This window comes from Kocuria sp. KH4 (assembly GCF_053711175.1).
On record NZ_JBSJYX010000027.1, the window covers coordinates 42,181 to 58,241 of the forward strand.

At 74.2% G+C, this 16,061-nt stretch carries 14 protein-coding genes; 9 read left to right on the plus strand and 5 right to left on the minus strand.

What is annotated here, in order from left to right; genetic code table 11:
* Positions 1–17: 17 nt before the first annotated feature.
* A complete protein-coding gene (locus ACWCOM_RS16345) occupies positions 18–1,385 on the minus strand; it encodes an ABC transporter substrate-binding protein (protein ID WP_454549797.1) in 1,368 nt (455 codons plus the stop codon).
* A 237-nt stretch (positions 1,386–1,622) separates the two neighbouring features.
* Positions 1,623–3,206, minus strand: a complete 1,584-nt coding sequence (locus tag ACWCOM_RS16350) for a cation:proton antiporter domain-containing protein (RefSeq protein WP_454549798.1) — start codon at positions 3,204–3,206, stop codon at positions 1,623–1,625.
* Between the two features lie 192 nt (positions 3,207–3,398).
* On the opposite strand from ACWCOM_RS16350, the gene ACWCOM_RS16355 reads away from it, so the two are divergent.
* The 5 genes from ACWCOM_RS16355 to ACWCOM_RS16375 all read left to right on the plus strand — a co-directional run bounded on the left by ACWCOM_RS16355 (position 3,399) and on the right by ACWCOM_RS16375 (position 10,271).
* Positions 3,399–4,787, plus strand: coding sequence for an MFS transporter (locus tag ACWCOM_RS16355; RefSeq protein ID WP_454549799.1), 1,389 nt, complete (start codon positions 3,399–3,401; stop codon positions 4,785–4,787).
* Positions 4,784–5,887: a winged helix DNA-binding domain-containing protein gene (locus ACWCOM_RS16360; RefSeq protein ID WP_454549800.1), complete on the plus strand. Its 1,104-nt coding sequence runs from the start codon at positions 4,784–4,786 to the stop codon at positions 5,885–5,887. Before ACWCOM_RS16355 ends, ACWCOM_RS16360 begins: the two co-directional genes overlap by 4 nt.
* 106 nt (positions 5,888–5,993) lie before the next feature.
* A complete protein-coding gene (locus ACWCOM_RS16365; RefSeq protein WP_454549801.1) occupies positions 5,994–6,692 on the plus strand; it encodes a maleylpyruvate isomerase family mycothiol-dependent enzyme in 699 nt (232 codons plus the stop codon).
* A gap of 275 nt (positions 6,693–6,967) precedes the next feature.
* A complete protein-coding gene (gene typA / locus ACWCOM_RS16370; protein WP_454549802.1) occupies positions 6,968–8,881 on the plus strand; it encodes a translational GTPase TypA in 1,914 nt (637 codons plus the stop codon).
* 37 nt (positions 8,882–8,918) lie between these two features.
* Complete coding sequence (locus tag ACWCOM_RS16375) at positions 8,919–10,271, plus strand: PIG-L family deacetylase (protein WP_454549803.1); 1,353 nt, start codon at positions 8,919–8,921, stop codon at positions 10,269–10,271.
* A gap of 31 nt (positions 10,272–10,302) precedes the next feature.
* On the opposite strand, the gene ACWCOM_RS16380 is transcribed toward ACWCOM_RS16375, so the two are convergent.
* Positions 10,303–10,545 carry a putative acetyltransferase gene (locus ACWCOM_RS16380; RefSeq protein WP_454549809.1) on the minus strand — a complete coding sequence of 81 codons (243 nt, stop codon included), beginning with the start codon at positions 10,543–10,545 and terminating at the stop codon, positions 10,303–10,305.
* 130 nt (positions 10,546–10,675) lie between these two features.
* Between ACWCOM_RS16380 and fdxA the strand changes: the two genes are divergently transcribed.
* The 4 genes from fdxA (at position 10,676) to ACWCOM_RS16400 (ending at position 14,069) form a co-directional block, all read left to right on the plus strand.
* A complete protein-coding gene (gene fdxA / locus ACWCOM_RS16385; RefSeq protein WP_047801516.1) occupies positions 10,676–11,005 on the plus strand; it encodes a ferredoxin in 330 nt (109 codons plus the stop codon).
* A complete protein-coding gene (gene dapC, locus ACWCOM_RS16390; protein ID WP_454549804.1) occupies positions 11,002–12,147 on the plus strand; it encodes a succinyldiaminopimelate transaminase in 1,146 nt (381 codons plus the stop codon). Before fdxA ends, dapC begins: the two co-directional genes overlap by 4 nt.
* A gap of 167 nt (positions 12,148–12,314) precedes the next feature.
* The gene (locus tag ACWCOM_RS16395) at positions 12,315–13,613 is read left to right on the plus strand and encodes a citrate synthase (RefSeq protein ID WP_454549806.1); all 1,299 of its coding nucleotides are present in this window, start codon (positions 12,315–12,317) and stop codon (positions 13,611–13,613) included.
* A 90-nt stretch (positions 13,614–13,703) separates the two neighbouring features.
* Positions 13,704–14,069, plus strand: a complete 366-nt coding sequence (locus ACWCOM_RS16400; RefSeq protein ID WP_454549807.1) for an A1S_2505 family phage non-structural protein — start codon at positions 13,704–13,706, stop codon at positions 14,067–14,069.
* A gap of 10 nt (positions 14,070–14,079) precedes the next feature.
* Here the strand turns inward: ACWCOM_RS16400 and galE are convergent, their stop codons facing one another.
* Positions 14,080–15,099, minus strand: coding sequence for a UDP-glucose 4-epimerase GalE (gene galE / locus ACWCOM_RS16405; RefSeq protein WP_454549808.1), 1,020 nt, complete (start codon positions 15,097–15,099; stop codon positions 14,080–14,082).
* A 35-nt stretch (positions 15,100–15,134) separates the two neighbouring features.
* Positions 15,135–16,058: a hypothetical protein gene (locus tag ACWCOM_RS16410; protein ID WP_454549810.1), complete on the minus strand. Its 924-nt coding sequence runs from the start codon at positions 16,056–16,058 to the stop codon at positions 15,135–15,137.
* Positions 16,059–16,061 lie beyond the last annotated feature (3 nt).

Genomic DNA, 16,061 nt, shown 5'->3' on the forward strand with positions numbered 1-16,061 from the left:
TCACGGACGGCCGGCGGTCACTCGGACGGCCAGCTCTTCTCGATGTCGGCCAGGACGGTCTCGCTGTCCTCGCCGAGGGAGATCCAGTCGGTCATGCCGTTCCAGAAGGACCCGGCGCCGACCGCCGCGGGCATGAGGTCCGAGCCGTCGAAGCGGAACACCGCGTTCTCGTCGGTCAGCTGCTCGTAGGCCAGCTTGTCGATCGGGGACTTCAGGTTCTCCGGGTCCAGACCGGAGTTGGCGGAGATCCAGCCGAACTCGGTGGCCTGGGCCTTGGCGTTGGACCACTCCGGGCTGGTCAGGTAGGCCTGGAAGGCCTGGACCTCGGGCCGGTCGGCGAAGGCGACGGTGAACTCGCCGCCGCCCAGGATCGGCTTCTCGTCCTCGGACTCGCCGGGCAGGTAGAACGCGAAGACGTCGCCGTCCTCGGCCACGTTGGTGCCCTCGGGCCAGTTGGCCTGGTAGAACGACGCCTGGCGGTGCATCCAGCAGGACCCGTCGAGGATCGGCAGGCCGGCGTCGCCGAAGGCCGTGGTGGCGATGGAGCGCACGTCGCCCAGGCCGCCGTTGACCATCCTGTCGTCCGTGAGGATCGCCCCGGCCGCGTCGAGGGCCTCGACGACCTGCGGGTCGTCGAAGGGGATCTCGTGGTTGACCCACTGGTCGTAGACCTCGGGCCCGGCGGTGCGCAGCATGGTGTCCTCGAGCCAGTCGGTGGCCGGCCAGCCGGTGGCGTCGCCGGACTCGATGCCCGCGCACCACGGCTTGGCGCCGGTCCCGGCGATCGTGTCCGAGAGCTCCATGAGCTCGTCCCAGGTCCGGGGCACCTCGTAGCCGGCCTCCTCGAACATGGCGGGCGAGTACCAGACGAAGGACTTGGCGTTCGCCCCGAGGGGGGTGCCGTAGAAGGTGCCGTCGACGGTGCCGTACTCCTTCCAGGAGGGGTCGTAGTACTCGTCGACGTTGGCCGTGGCGTCCTCGCCGACCGGCTGGATGACGTCCGGGTGGTCCTCGGCGATGGTCCGGATCAGGCCCGGCTGCGGGACGAACGCGACGTCGGGCGCGCTGCCGGACTGCAGGCGCACGAGCAGCTGCGCCTCGAACTCGCGGGAGCCCTCGTAGACGATGTCCGCGCCGGTGCACTCCTCGAACGGGGCGTAGGAGTCGATGTGGGACTGGTCCTCGGGCGCCACGATCGAGGTGTAGACGCTCACGCTCTTGCCGCTGAGGTCGCCGTACTGCTCGAAGGCGGAGCAGTCGACGTCGCCGCCGGCCGCGGTCGCGTCCTCAGAGCCGCTGTCGCCGCCGCAGGCGGTGAGCGTCACGGCCGCGGCCGTGGCGGCGAGCGCCAGGGTGATGCGTCGGGTGGAGGGGGATGTGGACATGGGCTGTCTCCGATTTCCCGGTCGGCCGGCGGGCGCGCCGGCCATGCGATGGTTTCGACTTCCGCACTCGCAGCCCGGGAAACCCTGGGGTTACCGCCGAGGAACATTTGTGCGAACGCGATGAAAGTACCACACGAGTGACCTGGGACACATTGGGTTCGGGAGTCGAAGACAACGTGTTGCGATCGGGAACATTTGTGTCCCGCCGGACCGCCCGGCCGGCCGCACCTGCGGCCGTCAGTCGGCCCGGCGGCCGAGGGCCTCGACGGTCTCCGCGGCCAGGGCGATCCCGGCGCCGCTGTAGAGGTTGAAGACGGTGCGCACCCCGTGCCCGCGCAGCTCCTGCACCTCGTCGTCGTACTGCGCCACGGCGGCCACGGCCCCCGTGAACCCGGACTCCGTGAGCTGGCGCAGCGCCACGAGGTTGGAGCCGTGGAAGGGCATGGCCAGCACCGCGATCCGCACGTGGCCGGTCGCGATCACCCGCTCCCAGAACTCCTGGTCGGTCGCGTCGGCCTCCTGGACGTCGAAGCCCAGGGCGCACAGCCGCTCGACCCGGTCCGTGGCGTTCTCGATGCCCACCACGGTGAACCCGTGCTCCCCGGAGAACTCCTGGTACGCGGCCTGCCCCACCCGTCCCATGCCCAGCACCAGCACGTCGGCGTGACCGATGTCGATGGGCCGGTCCTCCGGGTGCAGCCGGTGCTCCGGGTGCTCCGGGAGCCGCCGGGCCAGGGTGCCGATCAGGGGGGAGCCGCGCCGGTTGACCAGCGCGGAGACCACGAAGCTCGCCGCGACCGCCACCGAGAGGACCACGAGCCAGCGCTCCGTGAGCATCCCGGCCGACACCCCGATGGCCCCCACGATCAGGGCGAACTCGGAGTGGTTGGCCAGGGCCAGCCCGCCGCGCAGCGACGTCCTCCGGCGCAGCCCGAACAGCCACAGCAGCAGCACGAACAGCATCGCCTGCACCGGCACGAGCACCAGCAGCAGCAGTCCCAGGAGCACCGTCGTGGAGTCCGGCATGCCGTTGAACCCGATCGAGACGAAGAACGCCACCAGCAGCAGGTCCTTGAGGGTGAACAGGGTCCGGGAGAGCTCGCCCGCGTTCGCGTGCGAGGCCAGGAGCATGCCCACCAGCAGCGCCCCCAGGTCCCCCTTGATCCCGACCGCCGAGAAGGCGGCGTAGCCGGGCACCAGGGCCACGACCACCCCGAACAGCGCCTGCATCTCCCCGTGCCCGATCCGGTCCCAGACCCGGCGGAGCACCCAGGCGGCGGGGACCAGTAGCACCAGCCCGAAGGCCCAGGGGCTCGGCGGGTGCTCGTTCGTGGCGGTGATGAACACGACCGCCGCGATGTCCTGCATGACCAGGATGCCGATCGCCACGCGCCCGTAGAGGGACGTGGTCTCGCTGCGCTCCTCCAGCACCTTGAACACCAGCACGGTGCTGGAGAAGGACAGCGCGAAGCCCACCAGGGCGAGCGTGGGCAGGTCCGCGTCGGGCAGGGCGAGGCCGGCCAGCATGAACAGCCCCAGGAAGCCGGCGCCCAGCGCCGTGCTCAGCACGATGTGGATCCCGGCGGTGCCCCAGACCTCCTTGCGCAGCAAGAACCGGGCGTCCAGCTTGAGCCCGATGCCGAACAGCATGAGCGTCACGCCGAGGTCGGCGAGCTCCTCCACGGCCTCCAGCCGCTCCACGCCCAGGCCGTTGAGCACGAAGCCCGCGGCCAGGAACCCCACCAGGGGCGGCAGCCGGAGCAGGACGGCGAGGGCGCCCGCGCCGAAGGCGACGACCAGGTACACGGCGACCGTTGTCACAGGAGGCTCCCTCGCCGGGCCGGTGGGTGGTGACCCTCCCAGTCTAGGGGCGCGGCCCCCGCCCGGCGGGGCCGGAGGGCCGTCCGCCCGGCCGGCGCCGCCCGGGCCGCCGACCGCCTACAGTGGTCGCAGCACCGCGGCGGCCCAGCACCGCCTCGGTCGCCGCACCGCGCACAGGGGAAGGACCGGAGCATGCACGAGAGCCCGCGGCCCGCCGGCAGCACGTCCGCGCTGACGCGGTCGCAGCGGCTGGACCGGCTGCCCTACACCACCGAGCACCGGAAGCTGCTCGTCGGCTCCGGCGTCGGCTGGGCCCTGGACGCCATGGACGTCGGCCTCGTGTCGTTCGTGATGGCCGCCCTGGCCCAGCAGTGGGCCCTGAGCTCGGGGGAGCTGTCCCTGCTCGCCTCGATCGGCTTCGTCGGGATGGCGGTGGGGGCCGGTCTGGGCGGGCTGCTCGCCGACCGGCTCGGCCGCCGCCAGGTGTTCGCGCTGACCCTGCTCGTCTACGGCCTGGCCACCGGCGCGTCCGCCCTCGCGGGCTCCTTGGTTGCGCTCGTCGTGCTGCGCTTCGTGGTCGGTCTGGGGCTCGGCGCGGAGCTGCCCGTGGCCTCCACCCTCGTCTCCGAGTACTCGCCCCGCCGGATCCGCGGCCGCCTGGTGGTCGTCCTCGAGTCCTTCTGGGCCGTCGGCTGGATCCTGGCCGCCCTCGTCGGCTACTTCGTGGTGCCGACCTCCCCGGACGGATGGCGCTGGGCGCTGGTCGTCGGCCTGGTGCCGGCCGCCTACGCGGTGGTCGTGCGCCGAGCGCTGCCCGAGTCCGTGCGCTTCCTGGAGAGCCGGGGCCGCACGGAGGAGGCCGAGGCGGCCGTGCGCGCGTTCGAGCGCGCCCGGGCCCTGGGCCGCTCCCGGGCGGAGCCGGAGGAGCAGGCCCGGGCCGCCGAGGCCGCGGCCGCACCGGCGGCCGGGTCGGCGGGTCTCTGGTCGGCCGGGCTGCGGCGGCGCACCGGCGCGCTGTGGACCGTGTGGTTCTGCGTCAACTTCGCCTACTACGGGGCGTTCACCTGGCTGCCCACGCTGCTGCTCCAGCAGGGGTTCACGCTGACCACGTCCTTCGGCTACGTCCTGGTCATCACGCTCGCCCAGCTGCCCGGCTACGCCGCGGCCGCCTGGCTGATCGAGGTCTGGGGCCGGCGGCTCACCCTGGCGGTCTTCCTCGGGGGCTCCGCGGTGAGCGCGGTGCTGTTCGGCGTCGTCTCGGTCGGCGCCGTCGTGCTCCCCTGGCAGGTGATCGGCTCCGGCATGGCCCTGTCCTTCTTCAACCTGGGCGCGTGGGGCGCGCTGTACGCCATCGGCCCCGAGCTGTACCCCACCGCGCTGCGCGCGACGGGCACCGGCGCCGCCGCCGCGTTCGGCCGGGTCGCCTCCGTCCTCGCCCCGCTGTCGGTGCCGGTCCTGCTGGGCCTGGGCGGGGAGCGCTACGACCTGGTCGTGGTGTTCGCGGTCTTCGGGGCCGCGTTCCTCGTGGCCGCGGCGGCGGCGTTCGTCCTGCCCGAGCAGCGCGGCCGGGCCCTGGCATGACGTCCCCGCCCGTCCTCGGCGACCGGGAGATCGGCCTCGCCCGGCTGGTCGCGCACGGGCTCGTGCGCCCCGCCGACGCGGCCCCCGAGGACGTCGTGCGCGCCCTCGGGGCCGTCCAGGCCCAGGACCTGCCCGGCGCCCTCGTGTCGGTCGGGCTGCGCCGGGGCGGCGGGGCCGCCGGGGTGCGCGAGGCCCTCGCCGAGGGCCGGATCGTGCGCACGTGGCCCATGCGCGGCACCCTGCACCTCGTGCCCGCCGAGGAGCTGCGGGCGTGGCTGGTCGTGCTCGGGCCCCGCACCGCCTCCGCGACGGCGGCCCGGCGGCGGGAGCTCGGCGTCGACGAGCGCCTGGACGCCGCCCGGGAGACCGCCCTGGCGGCCCTGCGCCACGGGCCCCAGCCCCGGGAGCGGCTGCACGCCGCGTGGGAGGAGGCCGGGCTGCTGGGCGCCCCGGGCCGGGCCTACCACCTCATGCTGGCCCTGCACCTGGACGCGACCCTGTGCATGGGGCCGCTGGCCGGGGGCACCCGCGACCAGCTCGTGGTGCCCGTCGCGGACTGGGTCCCGGGAACGGGGGAGGAGCCCGACCCCGCCCCCGCCGCCCCCGGGGTGCCGCCCGTCGTGGTGCGCTGGGTGCGCCGCTACCTGCGCAGCCACGGCCCGGCCACGGTCGCCGACGCCGCCCGCTGGGCGGCGCTGCCGCGGGCCACGGTGCGCGCGGCGGTGGCGGCGCTCGACGACGTCGTGGCGGTGCGCGATACCGGCGGCCGGGAGCTGTGGTGCGCCCCCGAGGTCCTCGAGGCCGGGCTGCGGGCGGACCGCCGGGCCGCCGGGGTGCACCTGCTGCCGCCGTTCGACGAGTACGTCCTGGGCTACGGGGACCGCTCCCACGTGCTGGAGGGTCGGCACGCCGCGCGCATCGTCCCCGGCGCCAACGGGGTCTTCAAGCCCACGGTGGTGGCCGGCGGACGCGTGGTGGGCACCTGGGCGCGCAGCCGCCGGGCGAGCGCGCCGGGGCTGGTGCTGGAGCCCTTCGAGGAGCTCTCGGCCACCCGCCGCCGCGCCGCCGAGCGGGCGTTCGCGCGGCTGCCGGTCCTGTGACGCGTCCCGGCCCTGCCGCCGAGCACGTCCCGCCGCCGCCGGCCACGGCCGGGCCGCGGATCCCCGGTGCTGGCCGGGCCCGCACGGCGCTGGATAGGGTGGGCCCATGAGCGATCCCACGCGCCTGCACGCCGACCTGTCCCGCCTCGGGCGCGAGACCGACCGGTTCCTCGCCACGGCCGAGTCCCTCACCGCGGAGGAGCTGGCCGCGCCCTCGCTGTGCGGCGACTGGAGCCGCGCCCACGTCGTCGCCCACCTCGCCTCCAACGGGCGGGCCCTGGTCCGGCTGGTCGACTGGGCGGTCACGGGCCGGGAGCAGCGCCCCTACGCCTCGCCCGAGGCCCGCAACCAGGAGATCGACGAGTTCGCCGCCCTGCCGCGCGAGGAGCTGCTGCGCCGGACCCGCGAGAACGCGACCTACTTCGCCGAGCAGTGCCGGCGGCTGGGCGGGGACCTGGCCGTAGACGAGGTGCACATGCACGGCAAGCGGATCCCCGCCCTCGCCGTCGTGGCGCTGCGCAACGCGGAGATCGTCGTCCACCACCACGACCTCGACACGGCCTGGACCCTGGAGCGCGCCGAGCCGGAGTCCCTGCTCGACGCCCTCGAGGCGGCGGTGCGCACCATGCGCGCCAAGGACGCCCCCGGGACGACCCTGCTCACCGAGGAGGGCGACGAGTGGGTGATCGGGGACGGCGCCGCGCGCGTGCGCTCCGACCGCGCCGGCCTGCTGGCGTGGCTGGCGCGCGGGCAGGCCGGGCGCGTCACGGCGGAGACGCCCCTGCCGGCGCTGCCCACCTGGTGAGCCCCGCCCCGCCGCGCACCGGCTGACCCCTCGGCCGCCGCCCCCGGGACCCCGGCCGCCGGGCCGGCGCGGCGGGGGAGGCGGCGCGGTGGGGTCGGCGGGGTCACAGCCCGCCGGGGTGCCGCCCGGGCGGTCCCGCAAGGTAGACTGTTCGGTGGCCCGCTGTGCGGGTGCCCCCGTCCGGGCCTCTCCGGGCGCGCGGCGGCGCCCCGGCCGCACCCATCGGGAGGGCTGCACCTCCCCCCGCATCTCCACCCGAAGAGAGACCCACGCGTATGTCTGTAACCTCCACCACCGCCCAGCGCGCCGACCTCCGCAACGTGGCCATCGTGGCCCACGTCGACCACGGCAAGACCACCATCGTGGACGCGATGCTCCAGCAGACGCACGCGTTTTCGGCCCACGGTGAGGTCGAGGAGCGCGTGATGGACTCCGGTGACCTGGAGCGCGAGAAGGGCATCACGATCCTCGCCAAGAACACCACCGTGTTCTACGACGGTCCCTCCGCCCACGGCGAGACCATCACCATCAACGTCATCGACACCCCCGGCCACGCCGACTTCGGCGGCGAGGTCGAGCGCGGCCTGTCCATGGTCGACGGCGTCGTGCTCCTCGTGGACGCCTCCGAGGGCCCGCTGCCCCAGACCCGCTTCGTGCTGCGCAAGGCGCTCGAGGCGAAGCTGCCCGTGATCCTCGTGGTCAACAAGGTGGACCGCCCCGACGCCCGGATCGACGAGGTCGTGGGCGAGTCCATGGACCTGCTCCTGGGCCTGGCCTCCGACATCTCCGAGGACGAGCCGGACCTTGACCTCGACGCCGTCCTGAACGTGCCCGTGGTCTACGCCGCCGGCCGCGACGGCCGGGCCTCCCTCGAGCAGCCCGCCAACGGGTCCCTGCCGGACAACGAGGACCTCGAGCCGCTGTTCCAGACGATCATCGAGCACGTCCCGGCCCCCTCCTACGACCCCGAGGGCGTCCTGCAGGCGCACGTGACCAACCTGGACGCCTCCCCGTTCCTGGGCCGTCTCGCGCTCCTGCGGATCTTCAACGGCACCCTGAAGAAGGGCCAGACCGTGGCCTGGGCGCGGGCGGACGGCGAGCTGAAGAACGTGCGGATCTCCGAGCTGCTGGCCACCAAGGGCCTGGAGCGGGTCCCGGCCGAGTCCGCCGGCCCCGGTGAGATCGTGGCCGTGGCCGGGATCGAGGACATCACCATCGGCGAGACCCTCACCGACCCGGAGAACCCGCAGCCCCTGCCCCTGATCACGGTGGACGACCCCGCGATCTCCATGACCATCGGCATCAACACCTCCCCGCTGGCCGGGCGGGTCAAGGGCGCCAAGGTCACCGCCCGCCAGGTCAAGGACCGCCTCGACAAGGAGCTGGTCGGCAACGTCTCGCTCAAGGTGCTCCCCACCCAGCGCCCCGACGCCTGGGAGGTCCAGGGCCGCGGTGAGCTGGCCCTGGCCATCCTCGTGGAGCAGATGCGCCGCGAGGGCTTCGAGCTGACCGCGGGCAAGCCGCAGGTGGTCACCAAGACCGTCGACGGCAAGGTGCACGAGCCCTACGAGCACATGACCATCGACGTGCCGGACGAGTTCCTCGGCGCCGTGACGCAGCTGATGGCCGCCCGCAAGGGCCGCATGGAGGCCATGGCGAACCACGGCACCGGCTGGGTGCGCATGGAGTTCAAGGTCCCCTCCCGCGGGCTCATCGGCTTCCGCACGAAGTTCCTCACCGAGACCCGGGGCGCCGGCATCGCGTCCTCCTACGCCGACGGCTACGAGCCGTGGGCCGGTGACATCGAGTACCGCACCAACGGGTCGATGATCGCCGACCGCGCCGGGGTGGTCACCCCGTTCGCGATGATCAACCTGCAGGAGCGCGGCTCCTTCTTCGTGGAGCCGACCTCCGAGGTGTACGAGGGCATGATCGTGGGCGAGAACGCCCGCGCCGACGACATGGACGTGAACATCACGAAGGAGAAGAAGCTCACCAACATGCGTGCGGCCTCCTCGGACACCTTCGAGAACCTCACGCCCCCGCGCAAGCTGACCCTCGAGGAGTCCCTCGAGTTCGCCCGCGAGGACGAGTGCGTGGAGGTCACCCCGGACGCGATCCGGATCCGCAAGGTGGTCCTGGACGCCAACGAGCGCCTCAAGGCCAACCGCGCCCGCGCCCGCGCCTGAGCGACCGGCCCAGCAGGCGAGCGCGGCAGGCCGTCCCGTGACCCAGCCCGTCCCGTACTACCCCGAGCAGGGCGTCCTCGTGCGCGAGGACGCCCTGCCGGGTCTGCTGCCCGCCGGGCTGCGCCCGGAGGACGCCCGGCTGCTGTTCGTGCACGCCCACCCCGACGACGAGTCCATCGCCACGGGCGCCACCATGGGCCGGTACGCGGAGCTGGGCGCGCAGGTCGTGCTGCTCACCATGACCCGGGGGGAGCGCGGCGAGGTGATCCCCGGGCCCCTGCGCGGGCTCGAGGTCGGCCGTCCCGGCTGCACCGACGACGGCACCGCCCTGGGCCGCTACCGCGTCGGGGAGCTCGACGGCGCGGCCGCCGCGCTGGGGGTGGCCGACCGCTTCTTCGCGGGGGAGCCCCCCGCCCTGGACCCGACCGCGGGCTTCGCCGGCGGCACGGGCCACTACCACGACTCCGGGATGTCCTGGGGCCCCGACGGCCGGGCGGCCCCGGCCGGGGACTCCTCCCCGCACAGCCTCACCGCGGCGTCCCCCGAGGAGGCCGCGGCCCACGTCGCCGCGGCCGTGCGCGCCGTCCGCCCCCACGTGCTCGTCACCTACGACGACGACGGGGGCTACGGCCACCCCGACCACGTCCGCACGGCCGCCGTCGCGGTGCGCGGGGCGGAGCTGGCCGCCGGTCCGGGCACGGACGCCTCGGGCGGGACCGCCGAGCCGTGGCGCACCCCCCTCGTGTGGGCCGTCGAGGGGGAGGCCCGGGCGGAGGACCCCCGCCCGCAGGCCGCGGTGCACGGCTCCGCCGGGCGCAAGCGGGCGGCGATGGCCGCCCACGCCACCCAGCTGGTGCTCGCCGAGGACGGCGGCCGCTTCGCCCTGTCCAACGGGGTGTGGCAGCCCTTCAGCGCCCTGGAGACCTTCCGCCTGCTCAGCGGGGACCCGGGCGCCGCCGCGGGGCGGACGCGGGCCGACGCCGCCCCGGCCTCGCTGCCCACCACCCTGGTGACCTCCGTGGCCGCCGGTCTCGCCGGCGCGAGCGTGGCCACGGTGCTGCACGGGGCGGTCTGGTACGCGCCGGCGGGGTGGTGGCTCCCGTGGGGGCTGCTCTTCGCCGCCGCTCTGCTGCTGAGCGTGTCCCTGTGGGTCGGCACCGCCACCCGCCGCGTGTGGGCCGCCGCCGTGCCCGGGCTGATCGGCTACCTCGTGTCCTGGTTCTTCGCCTACGGCGGGGACGGGTCGGTGATCGTGGTGACGGACCCGCGCACGGTGGTCGGCGTCCTGGGCCTGGCCTGGTTCGTGGTGGTGTTCGCCGTGACGATCGTCTCCGTGCTCGTCACGGGCCGCTGGGTGCGGGCCCGGCGGCGGGCGGCCCGCCCCGCCTGAGCGCCCGGCCGCCCGCGCTCCCGCCGGCCGGTCAGCCGCCGCGCGGACGCCGCCGCGGCGGGGCCGGTGGCACCACCCGGGCGGCCCGCACCATGGCGGCGGGGATCAGCACGTCCCCGCGCCGGGTACGCACCGTCACCGTCCCAGTACCCCCCGCGGCGGCCGGGTCCACCAGCTCGCCCAGGGCGTCGGTGAGCGGCAGCCCGGAGGCGTCGTCGGCGGGCAGGGCGTAGCGCACGCTCACCCGTGTACCGGGCGGCAGGCCCGCGAGCAAGTCCGCGGCCGCGGATGACGGAACGGGGGAGGACGTTGAGCCGGATGTCGGGGGAACCATGGCTGTCATCGTAGCCAGGACACGGTGGCTAGACTGGTCGGAGAAATCCAGCAGAAAGGTGTGAAACGCCGTGACCTACGTCATCGCCCAGCCCTGTGTCGACGTCAAGGACAAGGCCTGCGTCGAGGAGTGCCCCGTCGACTGCATCTACGAGGGGGAGCGCTCGCTCTACATCCACCCCGACGAGTGCGTGGACTGCGGCGCGTGCGAGCCGGTCTGCCCCGTCGAGGCCATCTACTACGAGGACGACACCCCCGAGGAGTGGGCCGACTACTACAAGGCCAACGTCGAGTTCTTCGACGACCTCGGCTCCCCGGGCGGGGCCGCCAAGCTCGGCAACACCCACACGGACCACCCGATGATCGCGGCCCTGCCCCCGCAGAACCAGGGCGCCCAGTGACCGAGACGGCACGGTCCTTCGGCCTCGCGCTCCCGGACTACCCGTGGGACACGATGGCGCCGTACCGCGCCGTCGCCGCGGAGCACCCGGACGGGGTCGTGGACCTGTCGATCGGCACGCCCGTGGACCCCACCCCGCTGGTGGTCCAGGACGCGCTGGCCGCCGCCGCGGACGCCCACGGCTACCCGACCACCCACGGCACGCCCGCCCTGCGGGAGGCCGTCGTGGCCTGGTACGCCCGGCGCCGCGGCGTGCCCGGCCTGGACCCGGCCGCGGTCATGCCGACGGTCGGCTCCAAGGAGCTCGTCGCCTGGCTCCCGCTGCTGCTCGGCCTGCGCCCGGGGGACGTGCTCGTGCGCCCCACGGTGGCCTACCCCACCTACGACATCGGGGCGCGGCTGGCCGGCGCCGAGGCGGTTCCCGCCGACGACCTCGACGAGCTCGAGGACGGGGTCCGCTCCCGGGTGCGCCTGGTCTGGCTGAACTCGCCCGCCAACCCCACCGGCATCGTGCGCGACGTCGAGTCGCTGCGCCGCGTCGTCGACCAGGCCCGGGAGCTCGGGGCGGTGGTCGTCTCCGACGAGTGCTACGCCGAGCTCGGCTGGGGCCGGTGGGACGTCCAGCAGGACGGGGCGCCCGTCCCCTCGGTGCTGGACCCGCGGGTCAGCGGCGGGGACACCTCCCTGCTGCTCTCGGCGTACTCCCTGTCGAAGCAGTCCAACGTGGCCGGCTACCGCGCCGCGTTCCTCGCCGGCGACGCCGGACTGATGGCCAACCTGGTGAACTCGCGCAAGCACGCCGGGATGATCGTCCCGGCCCCCGTCCAGGAGGCCATGCGGGTCGCCCTCGGCGACGACGCCCACGTGCAGGCGCAGAAGGCGCTCTACCGCGCCCGGCGCGAGCGCCTGGTGCCCGCCGTGGAGGCGTTCGGGCTGCGCGTGGAGCACTCCGAGGCGGGGCTCTACCTGTGGTGCACGGCCGGGGAGGACACCTGGGCCACGGTCCGGCGTCTCGCCGAGCGGGGCGTCGTGGTGGGCCCGGGCGTGTTCTACGGGACGGCGGGGGAGGGCTACGTGCGGCTCGCGCTCACCGCCACGGACGAGCGGATCGACGCCGCCGTGCAGCGGCTCTCCCGCGGCTGAGGCGCCGCCGCGCGGCGCCGGGATTGGTCCGCCCGCCGACGGAGCAGGTAGGTTGGACCGTGACGATCGCTGTGTCCCGAGACACGCCCGTGCTGCGCCACCGGTGCCGCCCGGCAGGGCCGCCCCGGACACCGGACACCGAAATCCACTCGCGGAGGACGAAGAACATGACCGAGTCTGCACAGAAGACCGAGACCGCCCAGCTCGACTACGGCAACGGCGGCCGGCTCGAGCTGCCCGTCCAGGACGCGACCGTGGGCAACCGCGGGTACGCGATCACGAACCTGCTCAAGGAGACGGGCAACGTCGCCTTCGACCCCGGCTTCATGAACACCGCGAACGCGCGCTCGGCCGTGACCTACATCGACGGCAACAACGGCATCCTGCGCTACCGCGGCTACCCGATCGAGGAGCTCGCGCAGCACTCGTCGTTCATCGAGACCGCGTACCTGCTGATCTACGGCGAGCTGCCCACCCCGGCCCAGCTCGAGGACTTCGACACCCGGGTGCGCCGGCACACCATGGTCCACGAGGACCTCAAGAGCTTCTTCAACGGGTTCCCCCGCAACGCGCACCCCATGCCCGTGCTCTCCTCGGCGGTCTCGGCGCTGTCCACGTTCTACGCGGACTCCCTCGACCCGTTCGACCAGGAGCACGTGGAGATCTCCACGATCCGGCTGCTCGCCAAGGTCCCGACCCTGGCCGCGTACGCGTTCAAGAAGTCCAAGGGCGAGCCGATGCTCTACCCGAAGAACGACCTCACCTACACGGAGAACTTCCTCCGGATGTGCTTCGGGGTCCCCGCCGAGGACTACGAGATCGACCCGACGATGGCCAAGGCCCTCGACGTGCTCCTGATGCTGCACGCGGACCACGAGCAGAACTGCTCCACCTCCACGGTGCGGCTGGTGGGCTCCTCCCACGCCAACATGTTCGCCTCGGTCTCCGCCGGGATCAACGCCCTCTACGGCCCGCTGCACGGCGGCGCGAACGAGGCCGTGCTGGCCATGCTGAACCGGATCCAGCAGGAGGGCGTGAAGCCCGAGGAGTTCATGGAGAAGGTCAAGAACAAGGAGTCCGGGGCCCGGCTCATGGGCTTCGGCCACCGCGTGTACAAGAACTACGACCCGCGCGCGCGCATCGTCAAGGACTACGCCCACGACCTCCTCGAGAAGCTGGGCGGCAACGACGAGCAGCTCGACATCGCGATGCGGCTTGAGGAGAAGGCCCTCGCCGACGACTACTTCGTGGAGCGCAAGCTCTACCCGAACGTCGACTTCTACACGGGGCTGATCTACAAGGCGATGGGCTTCCCGGAGAAGATGTTCACGGTCCTGTTCGCCATCGGCCGGCTGCCGGGGTGGATCGCGCAGTGGCGCGAGATGATCGAGGACCCGGAGACCAAGATCGGGCGCCCGCGCCAGCTCTACGTGGGCGAGGCCGAGCGGCACTACCCGCAGGGCTGAGCCGCACCGGCGGACCAGGGCCCGCGTCCCCCGAAGGGGACGCGGGCCCTGCCCTTGGCGCCCGCCGGGCGCCCCGGTAGGGTGCGGGCCATGAGCGAGCAGCGGCACACCCCCGAGCGGATCACCGAGCTGGGCCCCGGCGAGGTCTTCGTCTTCGGCTCCAACGCCAGCGGCGCGCACGGGGCCGGCGCGGCGCGCACCGCGGTGGAGCGCTTCGGCGCGGTGCCGGGGCAGGGCCACGGTCTGCAGGGGCGCTCCTACGCGATCGACAGCATGAGCGGGTTCCCCGCCCTGGAGCGGGAGGCGGCCGTGTTCGTGGACTTCGCCCGCGCCCACCCGGAGCTGACGTTCTGGCTGACCCGGGTGGGCACGGGCATCGCCGGCCACGACGAGCGCCGGGTGGCGGCGCTGTTCGCCGACGCGCCGCCGAACGTGGTGCGGCCGCCGGGCTGGTGAGCCCGGGGCCTCAGGACCCGGCGTAGCCCTCCGGGTTGCTCCGCTGCCAGTTCCAGTGGTCGCGGCACATCGTGTCGATGTCCCGCTCGGCGGACCAGCCCAGCTCGGCCAGGGCGGTGGAGGGGTCGGCGTAGGAGACGGCCGCGTCCCCGGGGCGCCGCGCTGCGATCTCGTAGGGGATGCTGCGCCCGGAGGCCCGCTCGAACGCGGCGTGCACCTCGAGCACCGAGTAGCCCGTGCCCGTGCCCAGGTTCCACGTGTGCACCCCGCCGTGCCGGGCGAGGTGGTCGAGGGCCCGGAGGTGGCCCTCCGCGAGGTCGACGACGTGGATGTAGTCGCGCACCCCGGTGCCGTCGGCGGTGGGGTAGTCGTCGCCGAACACGCGCAGCCGCTCCCGCCGGCCCACGGCCACCTGGGCGATGAACGGCAGCAGGTTGTTCGGCACCCCCGTGGGGTCCTCCCCGATCCGGCCGGACTCGTGGGCGCCCACGGGGTTGAAGTAGCGCAGCAGGGCCACGCCCCACGACGGGTCCGAGGCGGCGAGGTCCACGAGCATGTCCTCGATGTGCTCCTTGGTGCGGCCGTAGGGGTTCTGCGCGTCCATGGGCTGCTTCTCGGTCAGCGGCATCTCCTCCGGGGCGCCGTAGACCGTGGCGGAGGAGGAGAACACGATGGAGCGGCAGCCGTGGGCCTCCATGGCCTCCAGCAGGTTCAGCGTGCCGGTCACGTTGGTGCGGTAGTACCGCAGCGGCTGCTCGGCCGACTCGCCCACGGCCTTGAGCCCGGCGAAGTGGATCACCGCCTCCGGCCGGTGCTGCGCGAACAGGGCGTCGAGCCCGGCCGGGTCCAGCAGGTCGACCTCGGCGAACGCGGACGCCGGGCGCCCGGCGAGCTCCTCGACCCGCTCCAGGGAGGTGCGCGAGGAGTTGGCCAGGTTGTCCATCACGACGACGTCGTGGCCGGCCTCCAGCAGGGCGAGGACGGTGTGCGAGCCGATGTAGCCGGTTCCCCCGGTGACGAGAATTCTCATGCGCCCAGCGTATCCGCCCGGGCGCGGGCGGCCCCTCAGCGGCTCGCGAGGACCAGCACGACGTCCCCCGCCGGCGGCGGGCCGTCCGGGTGGGCCTCGGCGGCGTCCACCCAGCCGGGGGCGGGGGCGAAGCGGGTGGTCCGCTGGTCGGCCCGGACCCAGCTGCGCCCGTCGTAGGAGACCTCGGCGACGCCCAGCCGCTCGGCGGAGGCGACCGCCCAGTGCGCCACCGCCCAGCCGGTGGGTCCGGCCGGGGCGGGCACGACCACCCGGCCGGCCTCCGCGCGCGCCGCGGGGGCCGCGGCGCCGAAGGCCGCGCCCAGGGCGTCGGCGGCCGCCGCCGCGTCCCCGGGCCGCTCGGGGTCGGCGAGCACGCAGTTCAGGGAGGCCTCGGTGCCCCCGGTCAGGCTGGCGGCGAAGGCCCGGGCCAGGGGCTCGTGCGGGGCGTAGGCGTCCGGGTGCGCGGAGCGCTGGACCGCCTGGGCGGCCTCGGTGACGGACAGCCGGGCGTAGTCCACCTCGGCGAGGCGGTCGTAGAAGACGCCGGTGGCGTAGGCCGGGTCCATGATCTGCTCGACCGTGCCCCAGCCCTGGGACGGGCGCTGCTGGAACAGGCCCACGGAGTCGCGGTCCCCGTAGTCGATGTTGACGAGCTGGGACTCCTGCACGGCCGTGGCCAGGGCCACGACCGCCGCGTACGGGTCGATGCCGCGCCGGACGGACTCGGCGGTGATCAGGGCCGCGTTGGCCGCCTGCTCGGAGGACAGGGTGTGCCGCCGGCGCTGCCCGTCCGGGTCCGTGGCGGCGACCACGCAGCGGGGCTCCCCGGCGGAGGGGCGCCCGGCCCGCAGCTCGACGACCACGAGGGCGCCGGCGGCGAGCACGGCGCAGACCAGCAGCAGCACGAACAGCAACAGCCCGGCCGCCCTGGTGCGGCGGCCGGAGGCGGGGGAGGACACGGG